Origin of the sequence: Serratia sp. CY40230 (assembly GCF_052168835.1) — a bacterium.
Classification (GTDB): domain Bacteria; phylum Pseudomonadota; class Gammaproteobacteria; order Enterobacterales; family Enterobacteriaceae; genus Serratia; species Serratia nematodiphila.
In genome coordinates, this window is record NZ_JBJNLX010000008.1 from 40508 (window position 1) to 62502 (window position 21995).

General features: G+C 60.3%; 24 protein-coding genes. 12 read left to right on the plus strand and 12 right to left on the minus strand.

Annotated elements, in window-relative coordinates:
- Position 1: 1 nt before the first annotated feature.
- Positions 2–748 carry a ferredoxin--NADP(+) reductase gene (gene fpr, locus ACJ8IJ_RS22715; RefSeq protein ID WP_004931107.1) on the plus strand — a complete coding sequence of 249 codons (747 nt, stop codon included), beginning with the start codon at positions 2–4 and terminating at the stop codon, positions 746–748.
- Positions 749–756: 8 nt separating this feature from the next.
- On the opposite strand, the gene ACJ8IJ_RS22720 is transcribed toward fpr, so the two are convergent.
- Entirely contained in the window at positions 757–1176 is a 420-nt protein-coding gene (locus tag ACJ8IJ_RS22720) for a DUF805 domain-containing protein (protein ID WP_004931108.1), read from the minus strand.
- A gap of 199 nt (positions 1177–1375) precedes the next feature.
- Between ACJ8IJ_RS22720 and ACJ8IJ_RS22725 the strand changes: the two genes are divergently transcribed.
- Together ACJ8IJ_RS22725 and tpiA are read left to right on the plus strand one after the other, a co-directional pair.
- Entirely contained in the window at positions 1376–1960 is a 585-nt protein-coding gene (locus ACJ8IJ_RS22725) for a DUF1454 family protein (protein WP_021504458.1), read from the plus strand.
- Positions 1961–2087: 127 nt separating this feature from the next.
- Positions 2088–2855, plus strand: coding sequence for a triose-phosphate isomerase (gene tpiA / locus ACJ8IJ_RS22730; RefSeq protein ID WP_004931113.1), 768 nt, complete (start codon positions 2088–2090; stop codon positions 2853–2855).
- Positions 2856–2920: 65 nt separating this feature from the next.
- Here the strand turns inward: tpiA and ACJ8IJ_RS22735 are convergent, their stop codons facing one another.
- The 4 genes from ACJ8IJ_RS22735 to cpxP all read right to left on the minus strand — a co-directional run bounded on the left by ACJ8IJ_RS22735 (position 2921) and on the right by cpxP (position 6805).
- Complete coding sequence (locus ACJ8IJ_RS22735; RefSeq protein WP_049187718.1) at positions 2921–3910, minus strand: sulfate ABC transporter substrate-binding protein; 990 nt, start codon at positions 3908–3910, stop codon at positions 2921–2923.
- Positions 3911–4096: 186 nt separating this feature from the next.
- Positions 4097–5059, minus strand: a complete 963-nt coding sequence (gene pfkA, locus ACJ8IJ_RS22740) for a 6-phosphofructokinase (protein ID WP_004931116.1) — start codon at positions 5057–5059, stop codon at positions 4097–4099.
- Positions 5060–5290: 231 nt separating this feature from the next.
- Complete coding sequence (fieF, locus tag ACJ8IJ_RS22745) at positions 5291–6193, minus strand: CDF family cation-efflux transporter FieF (RefSeq protein WP_004931119.1); 903 nt, start codon at positions 6191–6193, stop codon at positions 5291–5293.
- A 132-nt stretch (positions 6194–6325) separates the two neighbouring features.
- Complete coding sequence (gene cpxP, locus ACJ8IJ_RS22750) at positions 6326–6805, minus strand: cell-envelope stress modulator CpxP (protein WP_004931122.1); 480 nt, start codon at positions 6803–6805, stop codon at positions 6326–6328.
- A 148-nt stretch (positions 6806–6953) separates the two neighbouring features.
- On the opposite strand from cpxP, the gene cpxR reads away from it, so the two are divergent.
- The 5 genes from cpxR to ACJ8IJ_RS22775 all read left to right on the plus strand — a co-directional run bounded on the left by cpxR (position 6954) and on the right by ACJ8IJ_RS22775 (position 11160).
- Positions 6954–7652: an envelope stress response regulator transcription factor CpxR gene (gene cpxR / locus ACJ8IJ_RS22755; RefSeq protein ID WP_004931124.1), complete on the plus strand. Its 699-nt coding sequence runs from the start codon at positions 6954–6956 to the stop codon at positions 7650–7652.
- A complete protein-coding gene (gene cpxA, locus ACJ8IJ_RS22760) occupies positions 7649–9043 on the plus strand; it encodes an envelope stress sensor histidine kinase CpxA (RefSeq protein ID WP_442518929.1) in 1395 nt (464 codons plus the stop codon). Before cpxR ends, cpxA begins: the two co-directional genes overlap by 4 nt.
- 43 nt (positions 9044–9086) lie before the next feature.
- The gene (gene trmL / locus ACJ8IJ_RS22765) at positions 9087–9560 is read left to right on the plus strand and encodes a tRNA (uridine(34)/cytosine(34)/5-carboxymethylaminomethyluridine(34)-2'-O)-methyltransferase TrmL (RefSeq protein WP_004931130.1); all 474 of its coding nucleotides are present in this window, start codon (positions 9087–9089) and stop codon (positions 9558–9560) included.
- 50 nt (positions 9561–9610) lie between these two features.
- Entirely contained in the window at positions 9611–10384 is a 774-nt protein-coding gene (locus tag ACJ8IJ_RS22770) for a CHAD domain-containing protein (RefSeq protein WP_049187719.1), read from the plus strand.
- A gap of 104 nt (positions 10385–10488) precedes the next feature.
- Positions 10489–11160, plus strand: coding sequence for a DUF3313 domain-containing protein (locus ACJ8IJ_RS22775; protein WP_004931134.1), 672 nt, complete (start codon positions 10489–10491; stop codon positions 11158–11160).
- Positions 11161–11221: 61 nt separating this feature from the next.
- Here ACJ8IJ_RS22775 and cysE read toward each other — a convergent pair whose 3' ends face one another.
- The 5 genes from cysE to ACJ8IJ_RS22800 all read right to left on the minus strand — a co-directional run bounded on the left by cysE (position 11222) and on the right by ACJ8IJ_RS22800 (position 14408).
- Positions 11222–12043 (minus strand): serine O-acetyltransferase, encoded by an 822-nt coding sequence (cysE, locus tag ACJ8IJ_RS22780; RefSeq protein WP_004931135.1) that lies wholly within the window; start codon positions 12041–12043, stop codon positions 11222–11224.
- Positions 12044–12149: 106 nt separating this feature from the next.
- Positions 12150–13169 carry an NAD(P)H-dependent glycerol-3-phosphate dehydrogenase gene (gpsA, locus tag ACJ8IJ_RS22785; RefSeq protein WP_442518930.1) on the minus strand — a complete coding sequence of 340 codons (1020 nt, stop codon included), beginning with the start codon at positions 13167–13169 and terminating at the stop codon, positions 12150–12152.
- A complete protein-coding gene (gene secB / locus ACJ8IJ_RS22790) occupies positions 13169–13639 on the minus strand; it encodes a protein-export chaperone SecB (protein WP_004931139.1) in 471 nt (156 codons plus the stop codon). The genes gpsA and secB overlap by 1 nt, the downstream gene beginning before the upstream one ends.
- Before the next feature lie 57 nt (positions 13640–13696).
- On the minus strand, positions 13697–13945 hold the full coding sequence (gene grxC, locus ACJ8IJ_RS22795; protein ID WP_004931142.1) for a glutaredoxin 3: 249 nt from the start codon (positions 13943–13945) through the stop codon (positions 13697–13699).
- Positions 13946–13973: 28 nt separating this feature from the next.
- Positions 13974–14408 (minus strand): rhodanese-like domain-containing protein, encoded by a 435-nt coding sequence (locus ACJ8IJ_RS22800; RefSeq protein WP_004931146.1) that lies wholly within the window; start codon positions 14406–14408, stop codon positions 13974–13976.
- 297 nt (positions 14409–14705) lie between these two features.
- Here ACJ8IJ_RS22800 and gpmM point away from each other — a divergent pair, with 297 nt between their 5' ends.
- Genes gpmM through ACJ8IJ_RS22815 form a run of 3 tightly spaced genes read left to right on the plus strand, consistent with a single transcriptional unit; the run spans position 14706 to position 18550 of the window.
- Entirely contained in the window at positions 14706–16250 is a 1545-nt protein-coding gene (gene gpmM, locus ACJ8IJ_RS22805; protein WP_440484849.1) for a 2,3-bisphosphoglycerate-independent phosphoglycerate mutase, read from the plus strand.
- Positions 16251–16259: 9 nt separating this feature from the next.
- Complete coding sequence (envC, locus tag ACJ8IJ_RS22810) at positions 16260–17594, plus strand: murein hydrolase activator EnvC (protein WP_028128084.1); 1335 nt, start codon at positions 16260–16262, stop codon at positions 17592–17594.
- A 2-nt stretch (positions 17595–17596) separates the two neighbouring features.
- Positions 17597–18550, plus strand: coding sequence for a divergent polysaccharide deacetylase family protein (locus tag ACJ8IJ_RS22815; RefSeq protein WP_442518931.1), 954 nt, complete (start codon positions 17597–17599; stop codon positions 18548–18550).
- 41 nt (positions 18551–18591) lie between these two features.
- Here the strand turns inward: ACJ8IJ_RS22815 and tdh are convergent, their stop codons facing one another.
- Together tdh and kbl are read right to left on the minus strand one after the other, a co-directional pair.
- Positions 18592–19617 (minus strand): L-threonine 3-dehydrogenase, encoded by a 1026-nt coding sequence (gene tdh / locus ACJ8IJ_RS22820; protein WP_004931152.1) that lies wholly within the window; start codon positions 19615–19617, stop codon positions 18592–18594.
- 9 nt (positions 19618–19626) lie between these two features.
- Complete coding sequence (gene kbl, locus ACJ8IJ_RS22825; RefSeq protein ID WP_033645197.1) at positions 19627–20823, minus strand: glycine C-acetyltransferase; 1197 nt, start codon at positions 20821–20823, stop codon at positions 19627–19629.
- A 240-nt stretch (positions 20824–21063) separates the two neighbouring features.
- On the opposite strand from kbl, the gene rfaD reads away from it, so the two are divergent.
- A complete protein-coding gene (gene rfaD / locus ACJ8IJ_RS22830) occupies positions 21064–21993 on the plus strand; it encodes an ADP-glyceromanno-heptose 6-epimerase (RefSeq protein ID WP_442518932.1) in 930 nt (309 codons plus the stop codon).
- Positions 21994–21995 lie beyond the last annotated feature (2 nt).

Consider the following 21995-nt stretch of genomic DNA (forward strand, 5'->3'; position numbering starts at 1 on the left):
TATGGCTGAATGGGTAAACGGCAAGGTTACGCAGGTAAAACAATGGACCGACGGGCTGTTCAGCCTGGTGGTCAATGCCCCCATCGATCCTTTCACCGCAGGGCAATTCGCCAAACTGGCGCTGGAGATCGACGGCGAACGAGTGCAACGCGCCTACTCCTACGTCAATGCCCCCGATGACGCCAACCTGGAGTTCTATCTGGTGACGGTGCCGGAAGGCAAACTGAGCCCGCGCCTCAATCAGCTGCGGCCAGGGTCGGACGTGATGGTGACCAAAGAAGCCGCCGGCTTCTTCGTGCTGGACGAGGTGCCCGACTGCGACACGCTGTGGATGCTGGCGACCGGCACCGCCATCGGCCCCTATTTATCGATTCTGCAGCAAGGCGTCGGCCTGGAGCGCTTTAACAACCTGGTGCTGGTGCACGCCGCGCGTTTTGCGCGCGATCTGAGCTACCTGCCGCTGATGCAGCAACTGCAGCAACGTTACAACGGTAAGCTGCGCATCCAGACCGTCGTCAGCCGTGAAGAGACGCCCGGCTCACTGACCGGCCGCGTGCCGGCGCTGATCGAGGACGGCCGGCTGGAAGCGGCGATCGGCTTGACCATCGACGCCGAAACCAGCCACGTGATGCTGTGCGGCAACCCGCAGATGGTGCGGGACACCCAGCAAACGCTGAAGGACCACCGCCAAATGCGCAAGCACCTGCGCCGCAAACCGGGCCACATCACCAGCGAGCACTACTGGTAACCCGAGGATCAGCGGAACTTCACCGGTTCGGCTTCCGGGCCGAACCGATTGTCTCCCGGCGTGCCGACGAAGGCGCCCAGATCGATAGTCATCATCACGATAATCAGCGTCGGGATGAAACGCCCGACGCCCCATTGCCAGATCGGCGCCAGCATTTGCCAGTTGCCCGCCGCCAGCATCCACGCCAGGATCAGCAGCAACGCCCACCAGCCGGCCTTGTTGCGATCGTGCAGACGTTTGACCAGCACCGCCGCCGTCGGCCACAGCAGCGCCACGATAAAGAAGGCGATGGATTGGATGGCGATCAATTGATAATTGGCCAGCGTAAACGCCGCCGCCATCAGCACCAACCACAGCCCCATCCAGATCCAGAAGTCGCGCCGCCCGATGCGGCCCTTAAAAGAAAAACACCACTGTTGTAACGTCATCGATTCCTGCGCTCTAAGCCTGCCCATATTCTGCGCCGCAGTGTAACATAGGCGCTGCCGGGCCGAGTTTTCCGCCTTGCATAACGCGGCGCGCCGCACAGCTTTCTCGTCAGCGAACCGATAATGGCGTGGGATCTTTGACAAGGCCCGCGAGTTATCGCTTTAATCGGAGCCATCTTTGTCCTTGATGCCATACGCCATGCTGAGAAAAACCCTCGCCATCGCCTGCCTGCTGCAGGCCGCCGCCAGCGCCTGGGCCGAACCGCCCGCCGCCGAAGCGAAACCGACCGCACCTTACCTGCTGGCCGGGGCGCCGACCTTCGATCTGACGGTGGTCAAATTCCGCGAGAAATACAATCGCGACAACCCGAAGCTGCCAATTGGCGAATTCCGCGCCATTCCCGCCGCCGAAGACGATTCGCCGCTGCTGACGCGCGCCGCCAGCAAACTCAACGAAAACCTGTATGCCTCCACCGCGCTGGAGAAAGGCACCGGCAAAATCAAAACGTTGCAGATCACGCATCTGCCGCTGCAGCAGGCCAATGAAGAAAAAGCCGCGCGCGCCATCGCCATCAACTACATGGCGGCGCTGATGCGCCAGTTCGAACCGGCATTGACGGTGGAACAGAGCCAGAACAAGGTGAACAGCCTGCTGGAAAAAGGCAAAGGATCGCGCTTTTACCAACAGCAGGTCGGCGCCATTCGCTATGTCGTCTCGGACAACGGCGATAAAGGCGTAACCTTCGCGGTTGAACCGATTAAGCTGGCGCTTTCCGAGCCGTAACGGCGCGGTATTTAATGACGAAAAGCAAAGCCTTCGCGCTTAATGATCTCTATACTGTTGGGCAGGTAAACTGCCGGTCCGGCAGTTGTCATTTCGACTCTCGCGTTCCCTAGTTGGAGGAAAAAACATGCGTCATCCATTAGTTATGGGTAACTGGAAGCTTAACGGCAGCACTCACATGGTCAACGAACTGATCGCCGGTCTGCGCAATGAGCTGAGCAGCGTTGACGGCTGTGGCGTCGCCATCGCCCCGCCGGTGATGTATCTGGATCAGGCCAAGCACGCGCTGGCCGGCAGCCGCATCGCGCTGGGCGCGCAGAACGTGGACGTTAACCTGTCCGGCGCCTTCACCGGTGAAGTTTCCGCCAACATGCTGAAAGACGTCGGCGCTCAGTACATCATCATCGGCCACTCCGAGCGTCGCACCTACCACAAAGAAAGCGACGAAGTGATCGCCGAGAAATTCGCCGTGCTGAAAGAAGCCGGCCTGATCCCGGTGCTGTGCATCGGTGAAACCGAAGCGGAAAACGCCGCGGGCAAAACCGAAGAAGTATGTGCGCGCCAGATCGACGCCGTGCTGAAAACGCTGGGCGCACCGGCGATGAAAGGCACCGTGATCGCCTATGAGCCGGTCTGGGCCATCGGTACCGGCAAATCCGCCACCCCTGCGCAGGCGCAGGCCGTGCACAAATTTATCCGCGATCACATCGCCAAGCACGATGCCGCGGTTGCCGCTGAAATCATCATCCAGTACGGCGGTTCGGTGAACGACAAGAACGCCGCAGAGCTGTTCTCCCAGCCGGACATCGATGGCGCGCTGGTTGGCGGCGCCTCGCTGAAAGCCGACGCTTTCGCCGTGATCGTCAAAGCCGCTGCCGCAGCGAAAAAAGCCTGATTGCCTTAGGCTTGCCATAAAAAAACCCCGGCTTGCCGGGGTTTTTTATTGCCGTTTAAACGGCATCAGCGTTTGCTGATTTCGTCGAATACGCCGCCGGTGGCGAAGTGCACCTTCTGCGCTTCGGTCCAGCCGCCGAAGGTGTCATCCACGGTGAACAGCTTCAACTGCGGGAACTGCCCGGCGAACTTGGCCGCCACCGCCGCATCGCGCGGGCGGTAATAGTGCTGTGCCGCGATAGTCTGCCCTTCCGGCGAATACAGATACTTCAGGTAGGCGGTCGCCACGTCGCGGGTGCCGCGTTTATCGACCACCTTATCCACCACCGACACCGTCGGTTCGGCCAGAATCGATTCGCTCGGGGTGATTATCTCGAACTTGTCTTTGCCCAGCTCTTTCTCCGCCAGCAGCGCTTCGTTTTCCCAGGCGATCAGCACGTCGCCGATGCCGCGCTCAACGAAGGTGTTGGTCGAGCCGCGCGCGCCGGAATCCAGCACCTCGACGTTCTTGTACAGGTTTTTGACGAAGTCCTGCGCCTTGGCCTTATCGTTGTTATTGTGATGCAACGCGTAGCCCCAGGCGGCCAGGTAGTTCCAGCGGGCGCCGCCGGAGGTTTTCGGGTTCGGGGTGATCACCGACACGCCCGGCTTGATCAAATCAGGCCAGTCATGAATCTGTTTCGGGTTGCCTTTGCGCACCAGGAAGACGATGGTCGAGGTGTAAGGCGCCGAATTGTCCGGCAGGCGTTTGATCCAGTCTTTCTCGATGCGCCCGCGTTCGGCGATAGCGTCGACGTCATAGGCTAACGCCAGCGTCACCACGTCGGCCTCGATGCCGTTGATCACCGACGTCGCCTGCTTGCCGGAGCCGCCGTGCGACTGGCGCACCGTCACCTTGTCGCCGGTTTCCGCCTGGTAGTGCTTGCTGAATGCCGTGTTGTAAGCCTGATAGAACTCACGCGTCGGATCGTATGACACGTTCAGCAACTGAATATCCTTCGCCATGGCGCCGGACGCCAACAGCACCAATGTCAGACCTACACCCCATTTACGCATCGACAGGCTCTCCCAGAAAATTAAGCGCAACCTCAATCGGTTGATTTAGCATCAGAGCCTGCCAGAAACTTTCCCGGCAACTAAAGAATAAAAAATTTTGGGATAGATGATTCTGGAATATGTCACCGGCGAGCATAAAAAAGCCCCCGGGAGCGGAGGCTTTTTTGTCGTGCGGTAAGTGGCGTATCAGTACAGCTTTTTCGCCGTTTCCAGCCAGTCGCCCTTGAACGGACGCTTCATGTTTTCGATCGCGTCGATGATGTCGTGGTGCACCATTTTTTCGTTCTGGATACCGACGCAGCGGCCGCCGTACCCCTGCAGCAGCAGTTCGATGGCGTAGGCGCCCATGCGCGAGGCCAGGATGCGGTCATAGGCGACCGGCGAACCGCCGCGCTGAATGTGGCCCAGCACGGTGGCACGGGTTTCACGCTTGGTTTCCTGCTCAATGTGGCGCGCCAGCTCATCGATATCGCAGATGTGCTCGGTGATCGCCACGATGGCGTGTTTTTTGCCTTTGGCGATGCCGGCCTTGATTTCGCACACCAGATCTTCGCGGTTGAATTCGATTTCAGGCAGCACGATAAATTCGCAACCGCCGGCAATCGCCGCCGCCAGCGTCAGATCGCCGCAGTAACGGCCCATCACTTCCACGATGGAGATACGCTGGTGCGACGAGGAGGTATCGCGCAGGCGGTCGATCGCTTCCACCACGGTTTCCAGCGCGGTGAAGTAACCGATGGTGTAGTCGGTGCCGGCGACATCGTTATCGATGGTGCCCGGCAGACCGATGCACGGGAAGCCTTCTTCCGTCAGGCGTTTGGCGCCCATGTAGGAACCGTCGCCGCCGATCACCACCAGCGCGTCGATGCCGCGATTCTTCAGGTTTTCAATCGCCTTGGCGCGCACGTTTTCATCCCTGAACTCCGGGAAGCGGGCCGAACCAAGGAAGGTGCCGCCACGGTTGATCATGTCGGACACGCTATAGCGATCCAGCTGCTCCATGCGATCTTCGTACAAGCCAAGGTAGCCATCGTAAATACCAAAAACTTCCAGACCTTCTGAAAGCGCAGAACGCACAACGCCGCGGATTGCAGCGTTCATACCCGGCGAATCACCGCCGCTCGTCAGTACACCGATTTTCTTGATCATGACTACCTCTGAACTGTGTAGATGCAATTTCTTAAGAATTCTGTCTCCGCCGATCGTCTTGAAACCTCTCCGGCTGCAGAAAACCAGCTTTATGGCTTATTGCTGGATATTATATCAAAAACACCCAGCTGAATTGATTCAAGTCACGCAATATAACGGTTAAAACACCGCATGGCACGCTGAGCTAACTCAGATATTCATGATAATACTTTGCGCTATGCCTCTATATGATTATAGCTCCCAATGCCCCTGCCTACCCGGCGGCACCACGGAGCACGGATCCAGGTGAATGATGACATCCGCCCCCGCAAAACGGTGCCGCAACGCCTGTTCCACCTGATCGGCCAACCGGTGCGCCTCGCGCAGCGGCAGCGTGTCGTCCATCTCCAGATGCAGCTGGATGAAACGCGTCGGCCCCGACTGCCGCGTGCGCAGATCGTGCGCGCCTTTCACCCCGGGCCAGGAGGAAACCACGGCGATAATCGCCTGGCGCTCGTCATCCGGCAACGCCCGATCCAACAGCGACTGCACCGCTTCATAACCCATGCGCAGCGCGCTATACAGAATGTAAACGCCGATGCCCAGCGCAAACAGCGCATCCGCCCGCTGGAAGCCGTACCAGCTTAGCCCAAGAGCGATAAGAATAGCACCATTCATCATGACATCTGACTGATAATGCAGCATATCTGCGCGCACGGCCTGGCTGCGCGTTTTTCTGACCACCCAGCGTTGATAGGTGACCAGCATCAGGGTGCTGACTAACGCGATCACCGTCACGACGACCCCAACGCCGGGATCGCGCAGCGTTTGCGGTGCATACAGATGCTGGAAGCCGGTGAGAAACAGAAACAGGGCGGAACCGGAAATAAACATGCTTTGCGCCAGCGCCGCCAGCGACTCCGCTTTGCCGTGGCCGAAGGTGTGCTCGGCATCGGCCGGCTGCAGCGAATAGCGCACCACCAGCAGGTTGGTCAGCGAGGCGGCGATATCGACCAGCGAATCCACCAGCGCCGCCAGCAGGCTGACAGAACCGGTCTGGTACCAGGCGACGATTTTGATCAACAACAGCGACGACGCCAGCGCGGTAGCGGCCAACGCAGCGGACTTTACCAGGCGTGCATAGCGCTGTTCCATTGAGGGATCCCGGTCAAAAGGTATGGCGCTCAATATAGCGAAATGTCGGATAAAAAAAACCCCGCCATCATGGCGGGGAAGACAGGGATGGTGTCTATGGCAAGGAAAAACAGGGGACTACTCAGTCGTACTTCACTTCTGGGCAGAAGCTTGCTGCAAACCAGAAATTTGTTGCTCCATCTGCTGCATGCGCTGCTGATGTTTCTGGTCTAAAACACTTTTTTGCTCTGGCGTCAGCAGGTTATACATTTGGTTGCGCACCCGGGCCATTTCGACCTGGCGCTTGACCTGCTGTTGGGCCATCTTTTCCGCCTGGGCATACACGGCGGCTTCGTCAAATTTCTCTGCGGTCACCAGTTTATGCATGGCTTCCATTTCAGCTACATTGACACCAGGCAGATCGTGCCGGGCCTGGCGCATCAAATCGCGCATTTGCTGGCGCTGCTGTTCGCTGAGGCTGACACCGTCGAACATATGGTGCTGGCCGGGTATTCGGGTCATCGCGTCGTTGCCGGGAGGTTGGGCTGTGTCCGGTATAGTGTCGGCAGCGAAGGCAGCGGTCGAACCAATTGCCAGCAGTGATGCCATAACTAATGCGGTCACCTTACGCATTTCAACTCCTCAAGCTTTCTCACTTTGCGAATCAACGAGGAGCAGTGTACCGCCACACCTGAAAACCTGCGTCAGTGCATGTAAAACTACGTAAAGTCATGGAATGGCAACAGTTGATGACGTATTTTGCGTCTGGAGGTAAATCATAATGAACAAGATTCTGTTAGTTGACGACGACCGCGAGTTGACCTCGCTGTTAAAAGAACTGCTTGAAATGGAAGGTTTTAATATCGTCGTCGCGCACGATGGCGAGCAGGCGTTGTCGCTGCTGGACAGCTCCGTCGATCTGCTGCTGCTCGACATCATGATGCCGAAGAAAAACGGCATCGATACGCTGAAAGAACTGCGCCAACATCACCAGACGCCGGTCATCATGTTGACCGCGCGCGGCAGCGAACTGGACCGCGTGTTGGGCCTGGAGCTGGGCGCCGATGATTACCTGCCGAAACCCTTCAACGATCGCGAACTGGTCGCGCGCATTCGCGCCATTCTGCGTCGTTCCAACTGGAGCGAACAGCAGCAGCAGGTCGACAGCGGCGCCCCGACGCTGGATGTCGATGGCCTGCAACTGAACCCCGGCCGCCAGGAGGCCAGCTTCGACGGCCAGGTGCTGGATCTGACCGGCACCGAGTTCACCCTGCTGTATCTGCTGGCGCAACATCTCGGCCAGGTGGTGTCGCGCGAACTGCTGAGCCAGGAAGTGCTGGGCAAACGCCTGACCCCATTCGATCGCGCCATCGACATGCATATCTCCAACCTGCGGCGTAAGCTGCCGGATCGCAAAGACGGGCATCCGTGGTTCAAAACCCTGCGCGGGCGTGGTTATTTGATGGTATCTGCAACATGATCAACAGTTTGACGGCACGCATCTTCGCCATTTTCTGGTTCACGTTAGCCCTGGTGCTAATGCTGGTGCTGATGGTGCCCAAGCTCGACTCCCGCCAAATGACCTCGCTGCTCGACAGCGAGCAGCGGCAGGGGTTGATGCTGGAACAGCACGTCGAGGCCGAGTTGCAAAACGATCCGGCCAACGATCTGATGTGGTGGCGCCGCCTGTTCCGCGCCATCGACAAATGGGCGCCGCCGGGCCAACGCCTGCTGCTGGTCACCAGCGAAGGCCGGGTGATCGGCGCGCAGCGCAATGAAATGCAGATCGTCCGCAACTTCATCGGCCAATCCGACAATTCGGATCATCCGAAGAAGAAAAAATACGGCCGCGTCGAACTGGTCGGGCCGTTCGCGGTGCGCGACGGCGAAGACAACTACCAGCTGTACCTGATCCGCCCCGCCAACAGCCCGCAATCCGATTTCATCAACCTGATGTTCGACCGGCCGCTGCTGCTGCTGATCGTCACCATGTTGATCAGCGCCCCGCTGCTGCTGTGGCTGGCCTGGAGCCTGGCGAAACCGGCTCGCAAGCTGAAGAACGCCGCCGATGACGTGGCGCGCGGCAACCTGAAGCAGCATCCGGAGCTGGAGGCCGGCCCGCAGGAATTTCTGGCCACCGGCGCCAGCTTCAACCAGATGGTCAGCGCGCTGGAACGCATGATGAACGCCCAGCAACGCTTGATCTCGGACATCTCGCACGAGCTGCGCACGCCGCTGACTCGCCTGCAGCTGGCCACCGCGCTGATGCGCCGCCGCCACGGCGAAGGCCACGAGCTGGCGCGCATCGAAACCGAAGCGCAACGGCTGGATTCGATGATCAACGATCTGCTGGCGCTGTCGCGCGGGCAGCAGAAGGGCGAGCTGGCGCGCGAGCAGTTGAAGGCCAACGAACTGTGGGCCGACGTGCTGGATAACGCCCGTTTCGAAGCCGAACAGATGGGCAAGCAGGTGGAGATCGCTGCGCCGCCCGGTCCGTGGACGCTGTTCGGCAACGCGAGCGCGCTGGACAGCGCGTTGGAAAACATCGTGCGCAACGCCCTGCGTTATTCGCACACCCGCATCGCCGTGGCGTTCAGCGCCGACAATCAGGGCGTGACTATCCAGGTTGACGACGACGGTCCCGGCGTCAGCGCCGAAGACCGCGAGCAGATCTTCCGTCCGTTCTACCGCACCGATGAGGCGCGCGACCGTGAGTCCGGCGGCACCGGCCTTGGCCTGGCTATCGTCGAGGCGGCGGTCAATCAGCATCGCGGCTGGGTGAAGGCCGAAGACAGCCCGCTTGGCGGTCTGCGGCTGGTGCTGTGGCTGCCGCTGCATCATCAACGCCTATCGTCTAAGACAGAACAGTAAGAGTTTGCTATCCTGCGCCCCTCGTTCACGAGGGGCCTGCAACATGCTGAACATCGTTTTATTTGAACCCGAAATTCCGCCCAATACCGGCAATATCATCCGCCTGTGCGCCAATACCGGCTTTAATCTGCACCTGATCGAACCGCTGGGTTTCCCGTGGGACGACAAACGCCTGCGCCGCGCCGGGCTGGACTATCATGAGTTCACCCGCGTCAGCCGCCATGCCGATTACGCCGCCTTTCTCGCCGCTGAAAACCCGCAGCGGCTGTTTGCCCTCACCACCAAGGGCACGCCGGCGCACAGCGCCGTCAGCTACCAGGCCGGCGACTACCTGCTGTTCGGCCCGGAAACGCGCGGGTTGCCTGCCGACATCCTCGATGCGCTGCCCGCGCAGCAAAAAATCCGCATCCCGATGCAGGCGCAAAGCCGCAGCATGAACCTGTCGAATGCCGTATCGGTGGTGGTGTATGAAGCCTGGCGGCAGCTGGACTATGCCGGTGCGCTGATCAAGGCGTAATCCGCGACGTCGCGCCATACTGGAAGAGTCATCCTTTCCAGGCACGGCACATGGCTTTCGTCGCAGAGATTGTCACCCAGCTTCGCCGGCTCGAACCGGCGCTGAACGAGGCGCTGTTGCGGCTGCAACAGGCGCAAGACAGCGAAGCGCTGCACGACTTGCGCGTCTGTCTGCGCCGCATTCGCAGCCTGCTGCGCCCGTTACGCGGCTGCCCCGGCGCAACCCGGCTCGATCGGGCCGCCGCCGAATTGGGCAGGCTCACGACGCCGCTGCGCGATCTCGAGGTGCTGATCGCCGAACTGGCGCGACATCGCCTCGATTGGCAGGCCAACGTGCGCCAGAGCGAATTTCAGGCCCGCTACCGTCAACTGCTCGCCCATCCGCAGCTCATCGGCTTTCCCTCGCTTTTGCACGCCTGGCCGCGCCGCTTTCGCCGCAGCGCGCAACGCGTCGCCAAACACCGCCTGAATAAACGCCTGCAGCGCCAACAACGGCAATTGCGCCGGGCATTGGCCGATACCGGCTACGATCGCCACCGCCTGCGGCTGCTGATAAAACGCCTGCGTTACGCGGCTGAAGCCTATCCGCAGCGTCTTCCCCTCTCTCCCGCCGCGATGGCGAGCCTGAAAGCGGCGCAGAACGCCCTCGGTGATTGGCACGACCGGGAGGTTTGGTGCCTGCAAGCCGAACATCAGGCGGATCTCTGGCCCTTGTTGCCCCGGTGGCAAGCTGAGCAACGCCAGGCGCTGGTCAGCGCGGACGCCTTGCTCGCCGCCTTATCACCGGCACTGGCGGCGAAAACCGGCGGCGCATCACGATCCTGAAAAAAGGCCGCAGCAGGGCACGCCCGGCCCCGAAAAAGCCCGATGAGGCGCAGATAATGCGCTATGTTTTGTAAGGGTAATCACCACTCATCATAGGAAACCATATGAAGAAACAACGTTTGAGCGTTGCCATGGCGGTTCTGGCGGCGGGCCTGTTGCTGGCGGGCTGCTCGTCCAAAGTCACCCAAACGAATCAATATTCGGGGTTCCTGCCGGACTACAGCAAGCTACAGGAAACCAGCTCGCCAAGCGGCCATAAAACGCTGCGTTGGATCGATCCCACCTTTAAAGAGTCGAATTATCGCGGCGTGTATGTCGCTCCCGTGGTTTATTACCCGGCGGCTAAACCCACCGCCCGCGTCAGCCAACAAACGCTGGACAAAATTAGAAACTATACCGACCAAAGCGTGAGAAAAGCGGTGGCCGAGCGCACTACCGTTTTGAATAACCCGACAGGTTCCCGCGTGCTGTTAGCCAAAGTCGCGATTACCGCCGTGTCTGCCGAAGATGAGGATATGAAATTCTATGAAGTGGTGCCGGTAGCGGCCGTGGTGGCCAGCACCATGGCCGCCACTGGCCACCGGACGCAAAACACCACGCTGTTCCTGGAAGCGCAGTTGATCGATCAGGATAGCGGTAAAACGGTGCTGGAAGTGGTGCGCAAGAGTTACGGCAAAACCGTCAACAACGACAGTGCGCCAGTCACGGAACAAGAAGTCAAAGCGGCGATCGATGACATGGTCAACGACATCGTCACGTTCCCGAAACAGGGCTGACCGCCGCCTGAAAAACACAGGGGGAGCCGAAGCTCCCCCTGAATGGACCCGCAGGCGCGGCTTAGATGCCGTCGCCGTACTCGAAGCCGTGGTTGGTGCCGTTGAAGTATTGGTCCATATCCATCGACGGCGTATCGCTCTCCGGCCGCCCGACGATGCGCGCCGGCACGCCGGCGGCGGTGGTGTGCGGCGGTATCGCCTGCAAGACCACCGAGCCCGCGCCGATCTTCGCGCCCTTGCCCACTTCGATATTGCCGAGAATTTTGGCGCCTGCGCCAATCATCACCCCTTCACGGATTTTCGGGTGACGGTCGCCGCTGGTTTTACCGGTACCGCCCAGGGTGACCGATTGCAAGATAGAGACGTTGTTCTCCACCACCGCCGTTTCACCGATCACGATGCCGGTGGCGTGGTCGAGCATGATGCCGCAACCGATGGTCGCCGCCGGATGGATGTCCACGCCGAAGGCGACGGAAATTTGATTTTGCAGGTAGATAGCCAGCGCCTGCCGCCCTTGCTGCCACAGCCAGTGACCGATGCGGTAAGCCTGCAGCGCATGGAACCCCTTCAGGTAAAGCAGCGGCGTGGAGTATTTATCGACCGCCGGGTCGCGCAGGCGCACCGCGAGGATATCGCGCGCCGCCGAAACGATCATCTGGTTGTCAGACTTGTAGGCCTCTTCCACCACCTCGCGTACCGCGATGGCGGGCATGATCGGCGTGGCCAGCTTGTTGGCCAGCATATAGCTGAGCGCGCTGCCCAGGTTCTCGTGCTTGAGCAACGTCGCATGGAAAAAGCTGGCCAGCATCGGTTCACAATCAGCCAGTGCTCGCGCTTCTGATTTAATGCTGTTCCAGACCTGTTCCAACTCTTCTGACGACATCACATACCCCTTTACCTTGCCAAACGGGCCGCTTCACACGGTAGCGCGAAGCGGCCCAGGTCATTTGCGGGGTCAACATTCCGCTGCCCCGACATATCGTTTTATGTCACGCGCTGGGTTTTTCGTCCTTTCGGGCTCGCCCCAGCAGGCTCAGCGCCGCTTCGCGGGCGTCCTTGTGGCAGTAAAGCACCTGATAAATCTGTTCGGTGATCGGCATTTCCACACCGTGCCGCTGCGCCAACGCCAACACCTCTTTGGTATTGCGATAGCCCTCGACCACCTGACCGATACTGTCCTGCGCTTCCTGCACGCCTTTACCCTGCCCCAGCATAATGCCGAAGCGACGGTTGCGCGACTGGTTGTCCGTGCAGGTTAGCACCAGATCCCCCAGCCCCGCCATGCCCATGAACGTCGAAGGATCGGCGCCCAGCGCAGAACCCAGACGGCTCATTTCCGCCAGCCCGCGCGTAATCAACGCGGTACGGGCATTGGCGCCGAAACCGATGCCGTCGGACATGCCGGCGCCGATGGCGATCACGTTCTTCACCGCGCCGCCAAGCTGCACACCGATGAAGTCGGGATTGCTGTAGACGCGGAAACTCTTGCCGCAGTGCAGCAGCTGTTGCAGATCGTCGGCGAACTGCGCATCGGTCGCCGCCAGCGCGATCGCCGTCGGCAGGCCGGCGGCCAGCTCTTTGGCGAACGTCGGCCCGGAGAGCACCGCCAGCGGGATCGTCTCGCCCAACGCCTCACGCGCCACGTCCTGCAGCAAGCGGCCGGTTTCCGCTTCCAACCCCTTGGTGGCCCACACGATGCGGGCATCCGGGCGCAGATGCGGCTTCAGCTGGCGCAGCACGTCGCCGAACACGTGGCTCGGCACCACCACCAGCACGTCGCGGCTGGCGGCCAGCGCACGCGCCAAATCGGCTTCAAGCAGCAGGGTATCGGGGAAGGGAACGTCGGGCAGAAACGCCTGATTGCAGCGATCGTGCTGCAACGTTTGAATTTGCGCGGGGTTATGTCCCCACAACACCACGGGATGGCCGTTACGCGCCAGCGTAATGGCCAATGCGGTGCCGTACGAGCCGGCACCGATAACAGTCATTGAAGCATTGACGGTGTTCATCAGGCATCCTGATGTGGTGCGGCACCTTCGCCTTCCGCCTGCTGCTGCAGATAGTTCATGAACAGCGCGTCAAAGTTGACCGGTGCCAGGTTCAGCTGCGGGAAGGTGCCGCGGGAAACCAGGCTGGTGATGCACTCGCGCGCATACGGGAACAGGATGTTCGGGCAGTATGCGCCCAGGCAATGCGCCAGCTGCGTGCCTTCGATGCCTGCTACCGAGAAGATGCCCGCCTGCTGCACTTCGCACAGGAACGCCGTCTCTTCGCCCAGGGTCGCCGTCACGGTTACGCGCAGTACCACTTCATACACTTCGTCAGCCAGCTGGCTGGACGCGGTATCCAGATCAAGTTTAACTTCCGGCTGCCATTCCTGCTGGAAAACCTGCGGCGCGTTCGGCGCTTCGAAGGAGATATCCTTGGTATAGATACGTTGGATCTGGAAAGCCATTTCGGTGCTGTTTTGTTCTGACATGTGAGTAATACCCTTGGTTAAACGTCCTTATTGACACTCGGTGAACCGGCAAGCTGCTTAAAGCAGCGGATCCAGGCCGCCGCGAGCATCGAGTTCATATAAATCATCGCAGCCGCCGATATGCCGGCCGTCGATGAAAATCTGCGGCACGGTGGTGCGCCCGCTGCGCTCGATCATCACTTCGCGCTTGGCGTTATCGCCGTCGATGGCGATCTCGTTAAACGCCGCGCCCTTGCTGTTCAACAGCGCCTTGGCGCGATGGCAGAACGGACAGGTCGCTTTGGTGTAGATATCAATGTTAGCCATGGATTGCCACCTCAAATAGGTTAAACGGTTACTTACCGCGCACCAGCGGCAGGTTTTCTCCGCTCCAGCCGGCGATGCCGTCTTTCAGCATCGTCACCTTTTCAAAACCGGCCTTGCTCAGGTTCTCCGCCGGCTCGCGGGAGGCGGTGCCGTTGGCGCATACGACGATGATCGGCTGCGCTTTGTGTTTTTCCAGCTCGCCCAGGCTACCGCTTTTGATTTCGCTGGCGGTCAGGTTGATGGCGTTGGCCAGGTGACCACGGCGGAAATCGTCGCGGCTGCGGGTGTCGACCACCACGGCTTCTTCTTTGTTGATCAAGCGAATAGCTTCACCGCGGGCGATCTCTTTGACCTTGGAGAAACGGCTTTTGAAGGTCATGACGATCACGGCGACCAGCAGAGCGATCCAAGCCAGGCTCAGAATAGGGTGTCTGCTTACGAATGGCATAATTTCTTGCAGCATGGGGTGTAACAACTCCCGTTAGTTAAGGGATAAATAAGTCAAGGTTCCAGAGTATACCTGCCGAGTGCGGCAAATACAGCCAATAAGCAAGCGCGATTGTAGAAACTGCGGGCTGCGCTGAGAAATTCCCGACGTCAGAGCATAAAAGCCCGCGCGATTCGCCGCAACCTTGATCTCTTTGGGCTATTTATCGCCGGCGGCGGTGTAAAATCAGCCGGTTTTTCGAGGGCGAATAGCCATGCTTGCGGCGGGCGCATGGCTATTCGCAGCTTAAAAAGTTCATAAGAGGTCAATGCAATGTCGAACAACAAAAAACCGATGGTCCTGGTGATCCTGGACGGTTACGGCCACCGTGAAGAGCGGCAGGACAACGCGATCCTGAACGCCGGCACCCCGGTGATGGATCGTCTGTGGCAGGAGCAGCCGCATACGCTGATCGCCGCCTCCGGGCTGGATGTCGGCCTGCCCGATGGGCAAATGGGCAACTCCGAAGTCGGCCACGTCAATCTGGGCGCCGGGCGCATCGTGTACCAGGATCTGACCCGGCTGGACAAAGCGATCGCCGACGGCGACTTCTTTACCAACCCGGTGCTGACCGCCGCCGTCGATAAGGCCGTAGCGGCCGGCAAGGCGGTGCATATCATGGGCCTGCTGTCGCCGGGCGGCGTGCACAGCCATGACGAGCACATCCTGGCCATGATCAAGCTGGCCGCTCAACGCGGCGCCAAAGCCATTTATCTGCATGCCTTCCTTGACGGGCGCGACACGCCGCCGCGCAGCGCCGAAGCCCCGCTGCAACGCTGCCGCGAGGCCTTCGCCGCGTTGGGCGTCGGGCGCATCGCCTCGCTGATCGGCCGCTACTACGCGATGGACCGCGACAACCGCTGGGATCGCGTGCAGCTGGCCTATGACCTGCTGACCGCGGCCAAAGGCGATTCCGTGGCCGAGGATGCGATCGCCGGCCTGCAGGCCGCTTATCAGCGCGGTGAAAACGACGAGTTCGTCAGACCGACCGTGATCCGCGCCGCCGGTGAGGCCGATGCCGCAATGCAGGACGGCGACGCGTTGATCTTCATGAACTTCCGCGCCGACCGCGCGCGCCAGATCACCCGCGCTTTCGTGAACGCGGATTTCGACGGTTTCCCGCGCGCCAAGCAGGTGCAGTTCGGCGATTTCGTGATGCTGACCGAATACGCCGCCGACATCGCGACCGCCTGCGCCTATCCGCCGGCGCCGCTGGCCAACACCTTCGGCGAATGGCTGATGAAGCACGACAAAACCCAGTTGCGCATCTCGGAAACCGAAAAATACGCCCACGTCACCTTCTTCTATAACGGCGGCGTGGAAGCGCCGTTCAAAGGGGAAGACCGCGTGCTGGTCAACTCGCCGCAGGTCGCCACCTACGATCTGCAGCCGGAGATGAGCGCCGCCGAACTGACCGACAAGCTGCTGAGCGCCATCCGCAGCGGCAAATACGACGCCATCATCTGCAACTACCCGAACGGTGACATGGTGGGGCATACCGGCGTGTATGAAGCGGCGGTCAAAGCGGTGGAAACGCTGGACGCCTGCATCGCCCAGGTGGTTGATGCGGTGCGCGACGTCGATGGCCAACTGCTGATCACCGCCGATCACGGCAACGCCGAGCAGATGCGCGATCCGGCCACCGGCCAGGCGCACACCGCCCACACCAGCCTGCCGGTGCCGCTGATTTACGTCGGCAAACCGGCGCGCGCGGTCGAAGGCGGCAAGCTTTCGGACATCGCGCCAACCCTGTTAACGCTGATGGGAATGGAAATCCCGCAAGAGATGACTGGTAAGCCGCTGTTCATCGTGGAATAATCCTTCTCCATGAGGGAGAAGGCGTTTTTTGCACTATCAAGGGTAACCCGAAGCGCAAACGCAGGCAGCCGGCCGCTGCCTGAACGCACCGCGCCAAGGACGTTCACCGCCATGTGCGCCAGCGTATTTTGCGCTGGCGTCTTGCTGTTGCCGCTCGCCGGCCAGGCGGCGGAAGACAATAAATCCCAGCTGAAAGACATCCAGCAGAGCATCGCCGAGAAAGAAAAAGCGGTGAAGCAGCAGCAACAGCAGCGCAGCTCGCTGCAGGATCAGCTGCGGCAGCAGGAAAAAACCATCGCCCAGGCCAGCCGCCAGTTGCGCGACACCCAGGGCACGCTCACCCAGTTGGGCAAGGACATTTCCGGCCTGAACGCCTCGATAGCCAAACTGCAAAAGCAGCAATCGACCCAGCAAAATCTCCTCGCCAAACAGCTCGACGCCGCCTTCCGGCAAGGGCAGCACAGCGCCGTGCAGCTGATCCTCAGCGGTGAAGAAAGCCAACGCAGCGAACGTATTCTGGCCTATTTCGGTTATCTGAACGAAGCGCGCCAGAAAACCATCGAAGAGCTGAAACAGACCCGCGCCGAGCTGGCGAAGCAAAAAACCACGCTGGTGGCCAAACAGGGCCAGCAAAAATCCTTACTGAGCGAACAACAGACGCAGCAGCAGAAGCTGGAGCAGGCGCGCGGCGCCCGCAAGAAAACGCTGACCGCTCTGGAAGCCTCGCTGGAAAAAGACCAACAACGCCTGGTGGAACTGCGCCAGAACGAAGCCCGCATGCGCGACAAGATCGCTCGGGCGGAGCGCGAAGCCCGTGCGCGCGCCGAACGCGAAGCGCGTGAAGCGGCCAAGGTGCGCGAACAGGTGCGCATCAAGGAACAGCAGGCGAAGAAAACCGGCACCACCTACAAACCTAGCGAAGCCGATCGCTCGCTGATGGCGCGAACCGGCGGCCTCGGCCGTCCGGCCGGCCAGCTGATGTGGCCGGTGCGCGGCCGCACGCTGCACGGCTTTGGCGAGCAGCAGCAGGGCGAGCTACGCTGGAAAGGCATGGTGATCGAAGCCCGCGAAGGCAGCGAAGTGAAAGCCGTCGCCGATGGCCGCGTGCTGCTGGCCGACTGGCTGCAAGGCTATGGCCTGATGGTGGTGGTCGAACACGGTAAAGGCGACATGAGCGTGTACGGCTACAACCAAAGCGCGTTGGTCAACGTCGGGGCGCAGGTGCGAGCCGGCCAGCCGATCGCTCTGGTCGGCACCAGCGGCGGCCAGGGAACGCCGTCGCTCTATTTCGAAATCCGTCGTCAGGGACAGGCGGTTAACCCACTGCCGTGGTTGGGAAGATAGATTTGCGTTATGTCAAAACCCGTACAGCTTTGTTAATCGGCTGTCTGCTGCAGGTTTACGCTGCGCAGGCAGGAAAACTCTCCATCGTCATCGATGACGTGGGCTACCGCCCTCACGAAGAAAACGCAGTGCTGCAAATGCCGACGGCGATCTCGGTCGCAGTCTTGCCCAACGCGCCGCATGCCCGCCTGATGGCCACCCGCGCCCACAGCCAGGGCCGCGAAGTCTTGATCCACATGCCGATGGCGCCGCTCAGCAAGCAGCCGCTGGAACGCGATACCCTGCAGCCTTCCATGAGCAGCGACGAGATCCAGCGCATCATCCGCAACGCGGTGAACAACGTGCCCTACGCGGTCGGCATGAACAACCACATGGGCAGCGCCATGACCTCCAGCCTGCCGGGCATGCAGAAAGTGATGCAGGCGCTCGAAAGCTATCGTCTGTATTTCCTCGACAGCATGACCATCGGCAGCAGCCAGGCGACCCGCGCCGCGGCCGGCACCGGCGTGAAAGTGATCAAACGCAGGGTGTTCCTCGACGATACCGCAAACGAAGCCGACATCCGCCGCCAGTTCAACCGCGCGGTCGAATTGGCGCGGCGCAACGGTTCCGCCATCGCCATCGGCCACCCGCGCCCGGCGACGGTGAAAGTGCTGCAGCAGATGCTGCCGTCGCTGCCCGCCGATATCGTGCTGGTCAAACCGAGCGCGCTGCTGAACGAACCGCAGGGCAACGGCGGTGGCAGCTACGTCCCGCCGCCGGTCAAACCGCAAAAACCGCAGCCGAAGAACCCGTTCAGCGGCGGCATCAAGCAGTGCAAGGTCAAACCGCCGAAGGAAAAAGCCAACGCTGGCACCGCGCTGGGCATTATCGCCGACAGCATTGCCACCTCGCCGCCGGTGACCTTCATCAAGCGTCATTGGCAGCACTGGACGCAAACCAAACCGCAAGCATAAAAAAAGGGCCGGGATTCCGGCCCTTTTCACGCCTGCCGAGATCAATCCCAGCTCAGCACCACTTTGCCCGATTTGCCGGAGCGCATGGCGTCAAAGCCCTGCTGGAACTCGTCGATCGAGAAACGGTGGGTGATGATCGGGGTCAAATCCAAACCGGACTGGATCAGCGCCGCCATCTTGTACCAGGTTTCGAACATTTCGCGGCCGTAAATCCCTTTGATAAACAGCCCTTTGAAGATGACCTGATTCCAGTCGATCGACATATCCGAAGGCGGAATGCCCAGCATGGCGATGCGCCCGCCGTGGTTCATCGCATTGAGCAGCGTGCGGAACGCCGGCGGCGCGCCGGACATTTCCAGGCCGACGTCGAACCCTTCGGTCATGCCCAGTTCGGCCATCACGTCGCTGAGGTTTTCCTTGCTGACGTTCACCGCTCGTGTCACGCCCATCTTGCGCGCCAGTTCCAGACGGTATTCGTTAACGTCGGTGATCACCACATGGCGGGCGCCGACGTGTTTGCACACCGCCGCCGCCATGATGCCGATCGGGCCGGCGCCGGACACCAGAACGTCTTCCCCAACCAGATCGAACGACAGCGCGGTATGCACCGCGTTACCGAACGGATCAAAGATCGAAGCCAGTTCATCGGAGATGTTATCCGGGATCTTGAAGGCGTTGAACGCCGGGATCACCAGGTATTCCGCGAAGCTGCCCGGGCGGTTCACGCCCACGCCGACGGTGTTGCGGCACAGGTGCGTGCGGCCGCCGCGGCAGTTGCGGCAGTGGCCGCAGGTGATGTGCCCTTCGCCGGACACGCGATCGCCGATGTTGAAGCCTTTGACTTCCTGACCGATCGCCACCACTTCGCCCACGTATTCATGGCCGACCACCATCGGAACCGGAATGGTTTTTTGCGACCACTCGTCCCAGTTGTAGATATGCACATCAGTGCCGCAGATCGCGGTTTTGCGGATTTTGATCATGATGTCGTTGTGGCCCAGCTCCGGCTGAGGCACGTCGGTCATCCAAATCCCTTCTTCCGCTTTCAGTTTTGACAGTGCTTTCATGGTTTTACCTTATGCAATAACGCCAAGATCCTTACCGATACGTGTAAACGCCGCCACTGCGCGTTCGATTTGCTCCGGGGTGTGGTCGGCGGACATCTGGGTACGGATGCGCGCCTGGCCTTTCGGCACCACCGGATAGAAGAAACCGGTCACATAGATGCCTTCCTTGAGCAACGCATTGGCGAATTCCTGCGCCAGCTTCGCCTCACCCAGCATCACCGGGATGATGGCGTGATCGGCGCCGGCCAACGTGAAGCCGGCGGCGGTCATTTTTTCGCGGAACAGACGCGCATTGGCCCACAGGCGATCGCGCAGGGCATCGCCCTCTTCCAGCAGTTCCAGCACTTTGATCGACGCGGCGACGATCGCCGGCGCCAGCGAGTTGGAGAACAGGTACGGGCGCGAACGCTGGCGCAGCCACTCCACCACTTCTTTCTTGGCGGCGGTGTAGCCGCCGGACGCTCCGCCCAGCGCTTTGCCTAACGTACCGGTGATGATATCGACGCGGCCCATCACTTCGCAGTATTCATGGGTGCCGCGCCCGTTGGCGCCGACAAAGCCCACCGCGTGAGAGTCATCCACCATCACCAGCGCCTGGTATTCGTCCGCCAGATCGCAAACCCCTTTCAGGTTGGCGATCACGCCGTCCATCGAGAAGACGCCGTCGGTGGCGATCAGGATGTGACGCGCGCCGTCGGCTTTGGCCTGCTTCAGCTGCGCGGCCAGCTCGGCCATGTCGTTATTGGCATAGCGATAGCGCTTGGCCTTGCACAGGCGCACGCCGTCGATGATCGACGCGTGGTTCAGCGCATCGGAGATAATGGCGTCTTCCGGGCCGAGCAGGGTTTCGAACAGCCCGCCGTTGGCGTCGAAGCAAGAGGAGTACAGGATCGCGTCTTCCATGCCCAAAAAGGCCGCCAGTTTCTGTTCGAGCTGCTTGTGGCTGTCCTGGGTGCCGCAGATGAAGCGCACCGACGCCATGCCGAAACCGTGGCTGTCCATGCCCGACTTGGCGGCGGCGATCAGCGCCGGGTGGTTGGCCAGGCCCAGGTAGTTATTGGCGCAGAAGTTGATCACATGGCTGCCGTCGGCGACGGCGATATCCGCCTGTTGCGCGGAGGTGATGATGCGTTCTTCCTTGAACAGCCCTTCACTGCGCGTGGCGGCAAGCTGTTGTTCCAACTGCTGATAAAAAGACGCTGACATTCGGTTATCTCCAGGATTGGGCTATTTGCGGCATATTTTACTGATTTGTAACCAAACTGACGAGAATGCGCGGGAGAGAATATTAAAATTGCAGCAGATATCACGGCAAACGGCGGACTTCAATGGCAATGCGGGATATTCGGAGCCCTTCCGCTGTTTGCCGCGGCATGAAATGCTATTATAACCGCCATTGAGCGTGGGGCATCGTGCCCCGCCAGGCAGCTTAGCAGGGGTAACCCAATGATTATCGTCACAGGCGGCGCCGGCATGATCGGCAGCAACATCATTAAGGCACTGAACGACAAGGGATATCGCGATATCCTGGTGGTGGATAACCTGAAAGACGGCACCAAGTTCGTCAACCTGGTCGATCTGGATATCGCCGACTATATCGATAAAGAAGACTTTATCGCCAGCATCGTGGCCGGCGACGATCTGGGCGATATCGAAGCGGTGTTCCACGAAGGCGCCTGCTCCGCGACCACCGAGTGGGACGGCAAGTACATGATGGACAATAACTATCAGTACTCCAAAGACCTGCTGCACTACTGCCTGGATCGCGAAATCCCGTTCTTGTATGCCTCCTCCGCCGCCACTTACGGCGGCCGCGAAGAGTTCATCGAAGAGCGTGAGTATGAAGCGCCGCTCAACGTTTACGGCTACTCCAAATTCCTGTTCGATCAGTACGTGCGCGAGATCCTGCTGGAAGCGGACTCGCAGATCTGCGGCTTCCGCTACTTCAACGTTTATGGCCCGCGCGAAGGCCACAAAGGCAGCATGGCCAGCGTCGCCTTCCACCTGAATACCCAGATCAACCGCGGCGAAAACCCGAAACTGTTCGCCGGCAGCGAAAACTTCAAGCGTGACTTCATCTATGTCGGCGACGTGGCGGCGGTTAACCTGTGGTTCTGGGAAACCGGCAAATCCGGCATCTTCAACTGCGGCACCGGCCGAGCGGAAACCTTCCAGGCGGTAGCCGACGCGGTGGTGGACTTCCACCAGAAAGGCGCTGTGGAATACATCGAGTTCCCGGAGAAGCTGAAAGGCCGCTATCAGGCGTACACCCAGGCCGATCTGACCAAGCTGCGCGCCGCCGGCTACGACGCACCGTTCAAAACGGTCGCCGAAGGCGTGAAAGAGTACATGGCCTGGTTGAACCGCACCGCATAAGC

Bases quoted from the DNA above. Each gene is read 5' to 3' on its own strand.
- fpr (WP_004931107.1), top strand. From the start codon at position 2: ATGGCTGAATGGGTAAACGGCAAGGTTACGCAGGTAAAACAATGGACC.
- ACJ8IJ_RS22720 (WP_004931108.1), bottom strand. From the start codon at position 1,176: ATGACGTTACAACAGTGGTGTTTTTCTTTTAAGGGCCGCATCGGGCGG.
- ACJ8IJ_RS22725 (WP_021504458.1), top strand. From the start codon at position 1,376: ATGCTGAGAAAAACCCTCGCCATCGCCTGCCTGCTGCAGGCCGCCGCC.
- tpiA (WP_004931113.1), top strand. From the start codon at position 2,088: ATGCGTCATCCATTAGTTATGGGTAACTGGAAGCTTAACGGCAGCACT.
- ACJ8IJ_RS22735 (WP_049187718.1), bottom strand. From the start codon at position 3,910: ATGCGTAAATGGGGTGTAGGTCTGACATTGGTGCTGTTGGCGTCCGGC.
- pfkA (WP_004931116.1), bottom strand. From the start codon at position 5,059: ATGATCAAGAAAATCGGTGTACTGACGAGCGGCGGTGATTCGCCGGGT.
- fieF (WP_004931119.1), bottom strand. From the start codon at position 6,193: ATGGAACAGCGCTATGCACGCCTGGTAAAGTCCGCTGCGTTGGCCGCT.
- cpxP (WP_004931122.1), bottom strand. From the start codon at position 6,805: ATGCGTAAGGTGACCGCATTAGTTATGGCATCACTGCTGGCAATTGGT.
- cpxR (WP_004931124.1), top strand. From the start codon at position 6,954: ATGAACAAGATTCTGTTAGTTGACGACGACCGCGAGTTGACCTCGCTG.
- cpxA (WP_442518929.1), top strand. From the start codon at position 7,649: ATGATCAACAGTTTGACGGCACGCATCTTCGCCATTTTCTGGTTCACG.
- trmL (WP_004931130.1), top strand. From the start codon at position 9,087: ATGCTGAACATCGTTTTATTTGAACCCGAAATTCCGCCCAATACCGGC.
- ACJ8IJ_RS22770 (WP_049187719.1), top strand. From the start codon at position 9,611: ATGGCTTTCGTCGCAGAGATTGTCACCCAGCTTCGCCGGCTCGAACCG.
- ACJ8IJ_RS22775 (WP_004931134.1), top strand. From the start codon at position 10,489: ATGAAGAAACAACGTTTGAGCGTTGCCATGGCGGTTCTGGCGGCGGGC.
- cysE (WP_004931135.1), bottom strand. From the start codon at position 12,043: ATGTCGTCAGAAGAGTTGGAACAGGTCTGGAACAGCATTAAATCAGAA.
- gpsA (WP_442518930.1), bottom strand. From the start codon at position 13,169: ATGAACACCGTCAATGCTTCAATGACTGTTATCGGTGCCGGCTCGTAC.
- secB (WP_004931139.1), bottom strand. From the start codon at position 13,639: ATGTCAGAACAAAACAGCACCGAAATGGCTTTCCAGATCCAACGTATC.
- grxC (WP_004931142.1), bottom strand. From the start codon at position 13,945: ATGGCTAACATTGATATCTACACCAAAGCGACCTGTCCGTTCTGCCAT.
- ACJ8IJ_RS22800 (WP_004931146.1), bottom strand. From the start codon at position 14,408: ATGCTGCAAGAAATTATGCCATTCGTAAGCAGACACCCTATTCTGAGC.
- gpmM (WP_440484849.1), top strand. From the start codon at position 14,706: ATGTCGAACAACAAAAAACCGATGGTCCTGGTGATCCTGGACGGTTAC.
- envC (WP_028128084.1), top strand. From the start codon at position 16,260: ATGAGGGAGAAGGCGTTTTTTGCACTATCAAGGGTAACCCGAAGCGCA.
- tdh (WP_004931152.1), bottom strand. From the start codon at position 19,617: ATGAAAGCACTGTCAAAACTGAAAGCGGAAGAAGGGATTTGGATGACC.
- kbl (WP_033645197.1), bottom strand. From the start codon at position 20,823: ATGTCAGCGTCTTTTTATCAGCAGTTGGAACAACAGCTTGCCGCCACG.
- rfaD (WP_442518932.1), top strand. From the start codon at position 21,064: ATGATTATCGTCACAGGCGGCGCCGGCATGATCGGCAGCAACATCATT.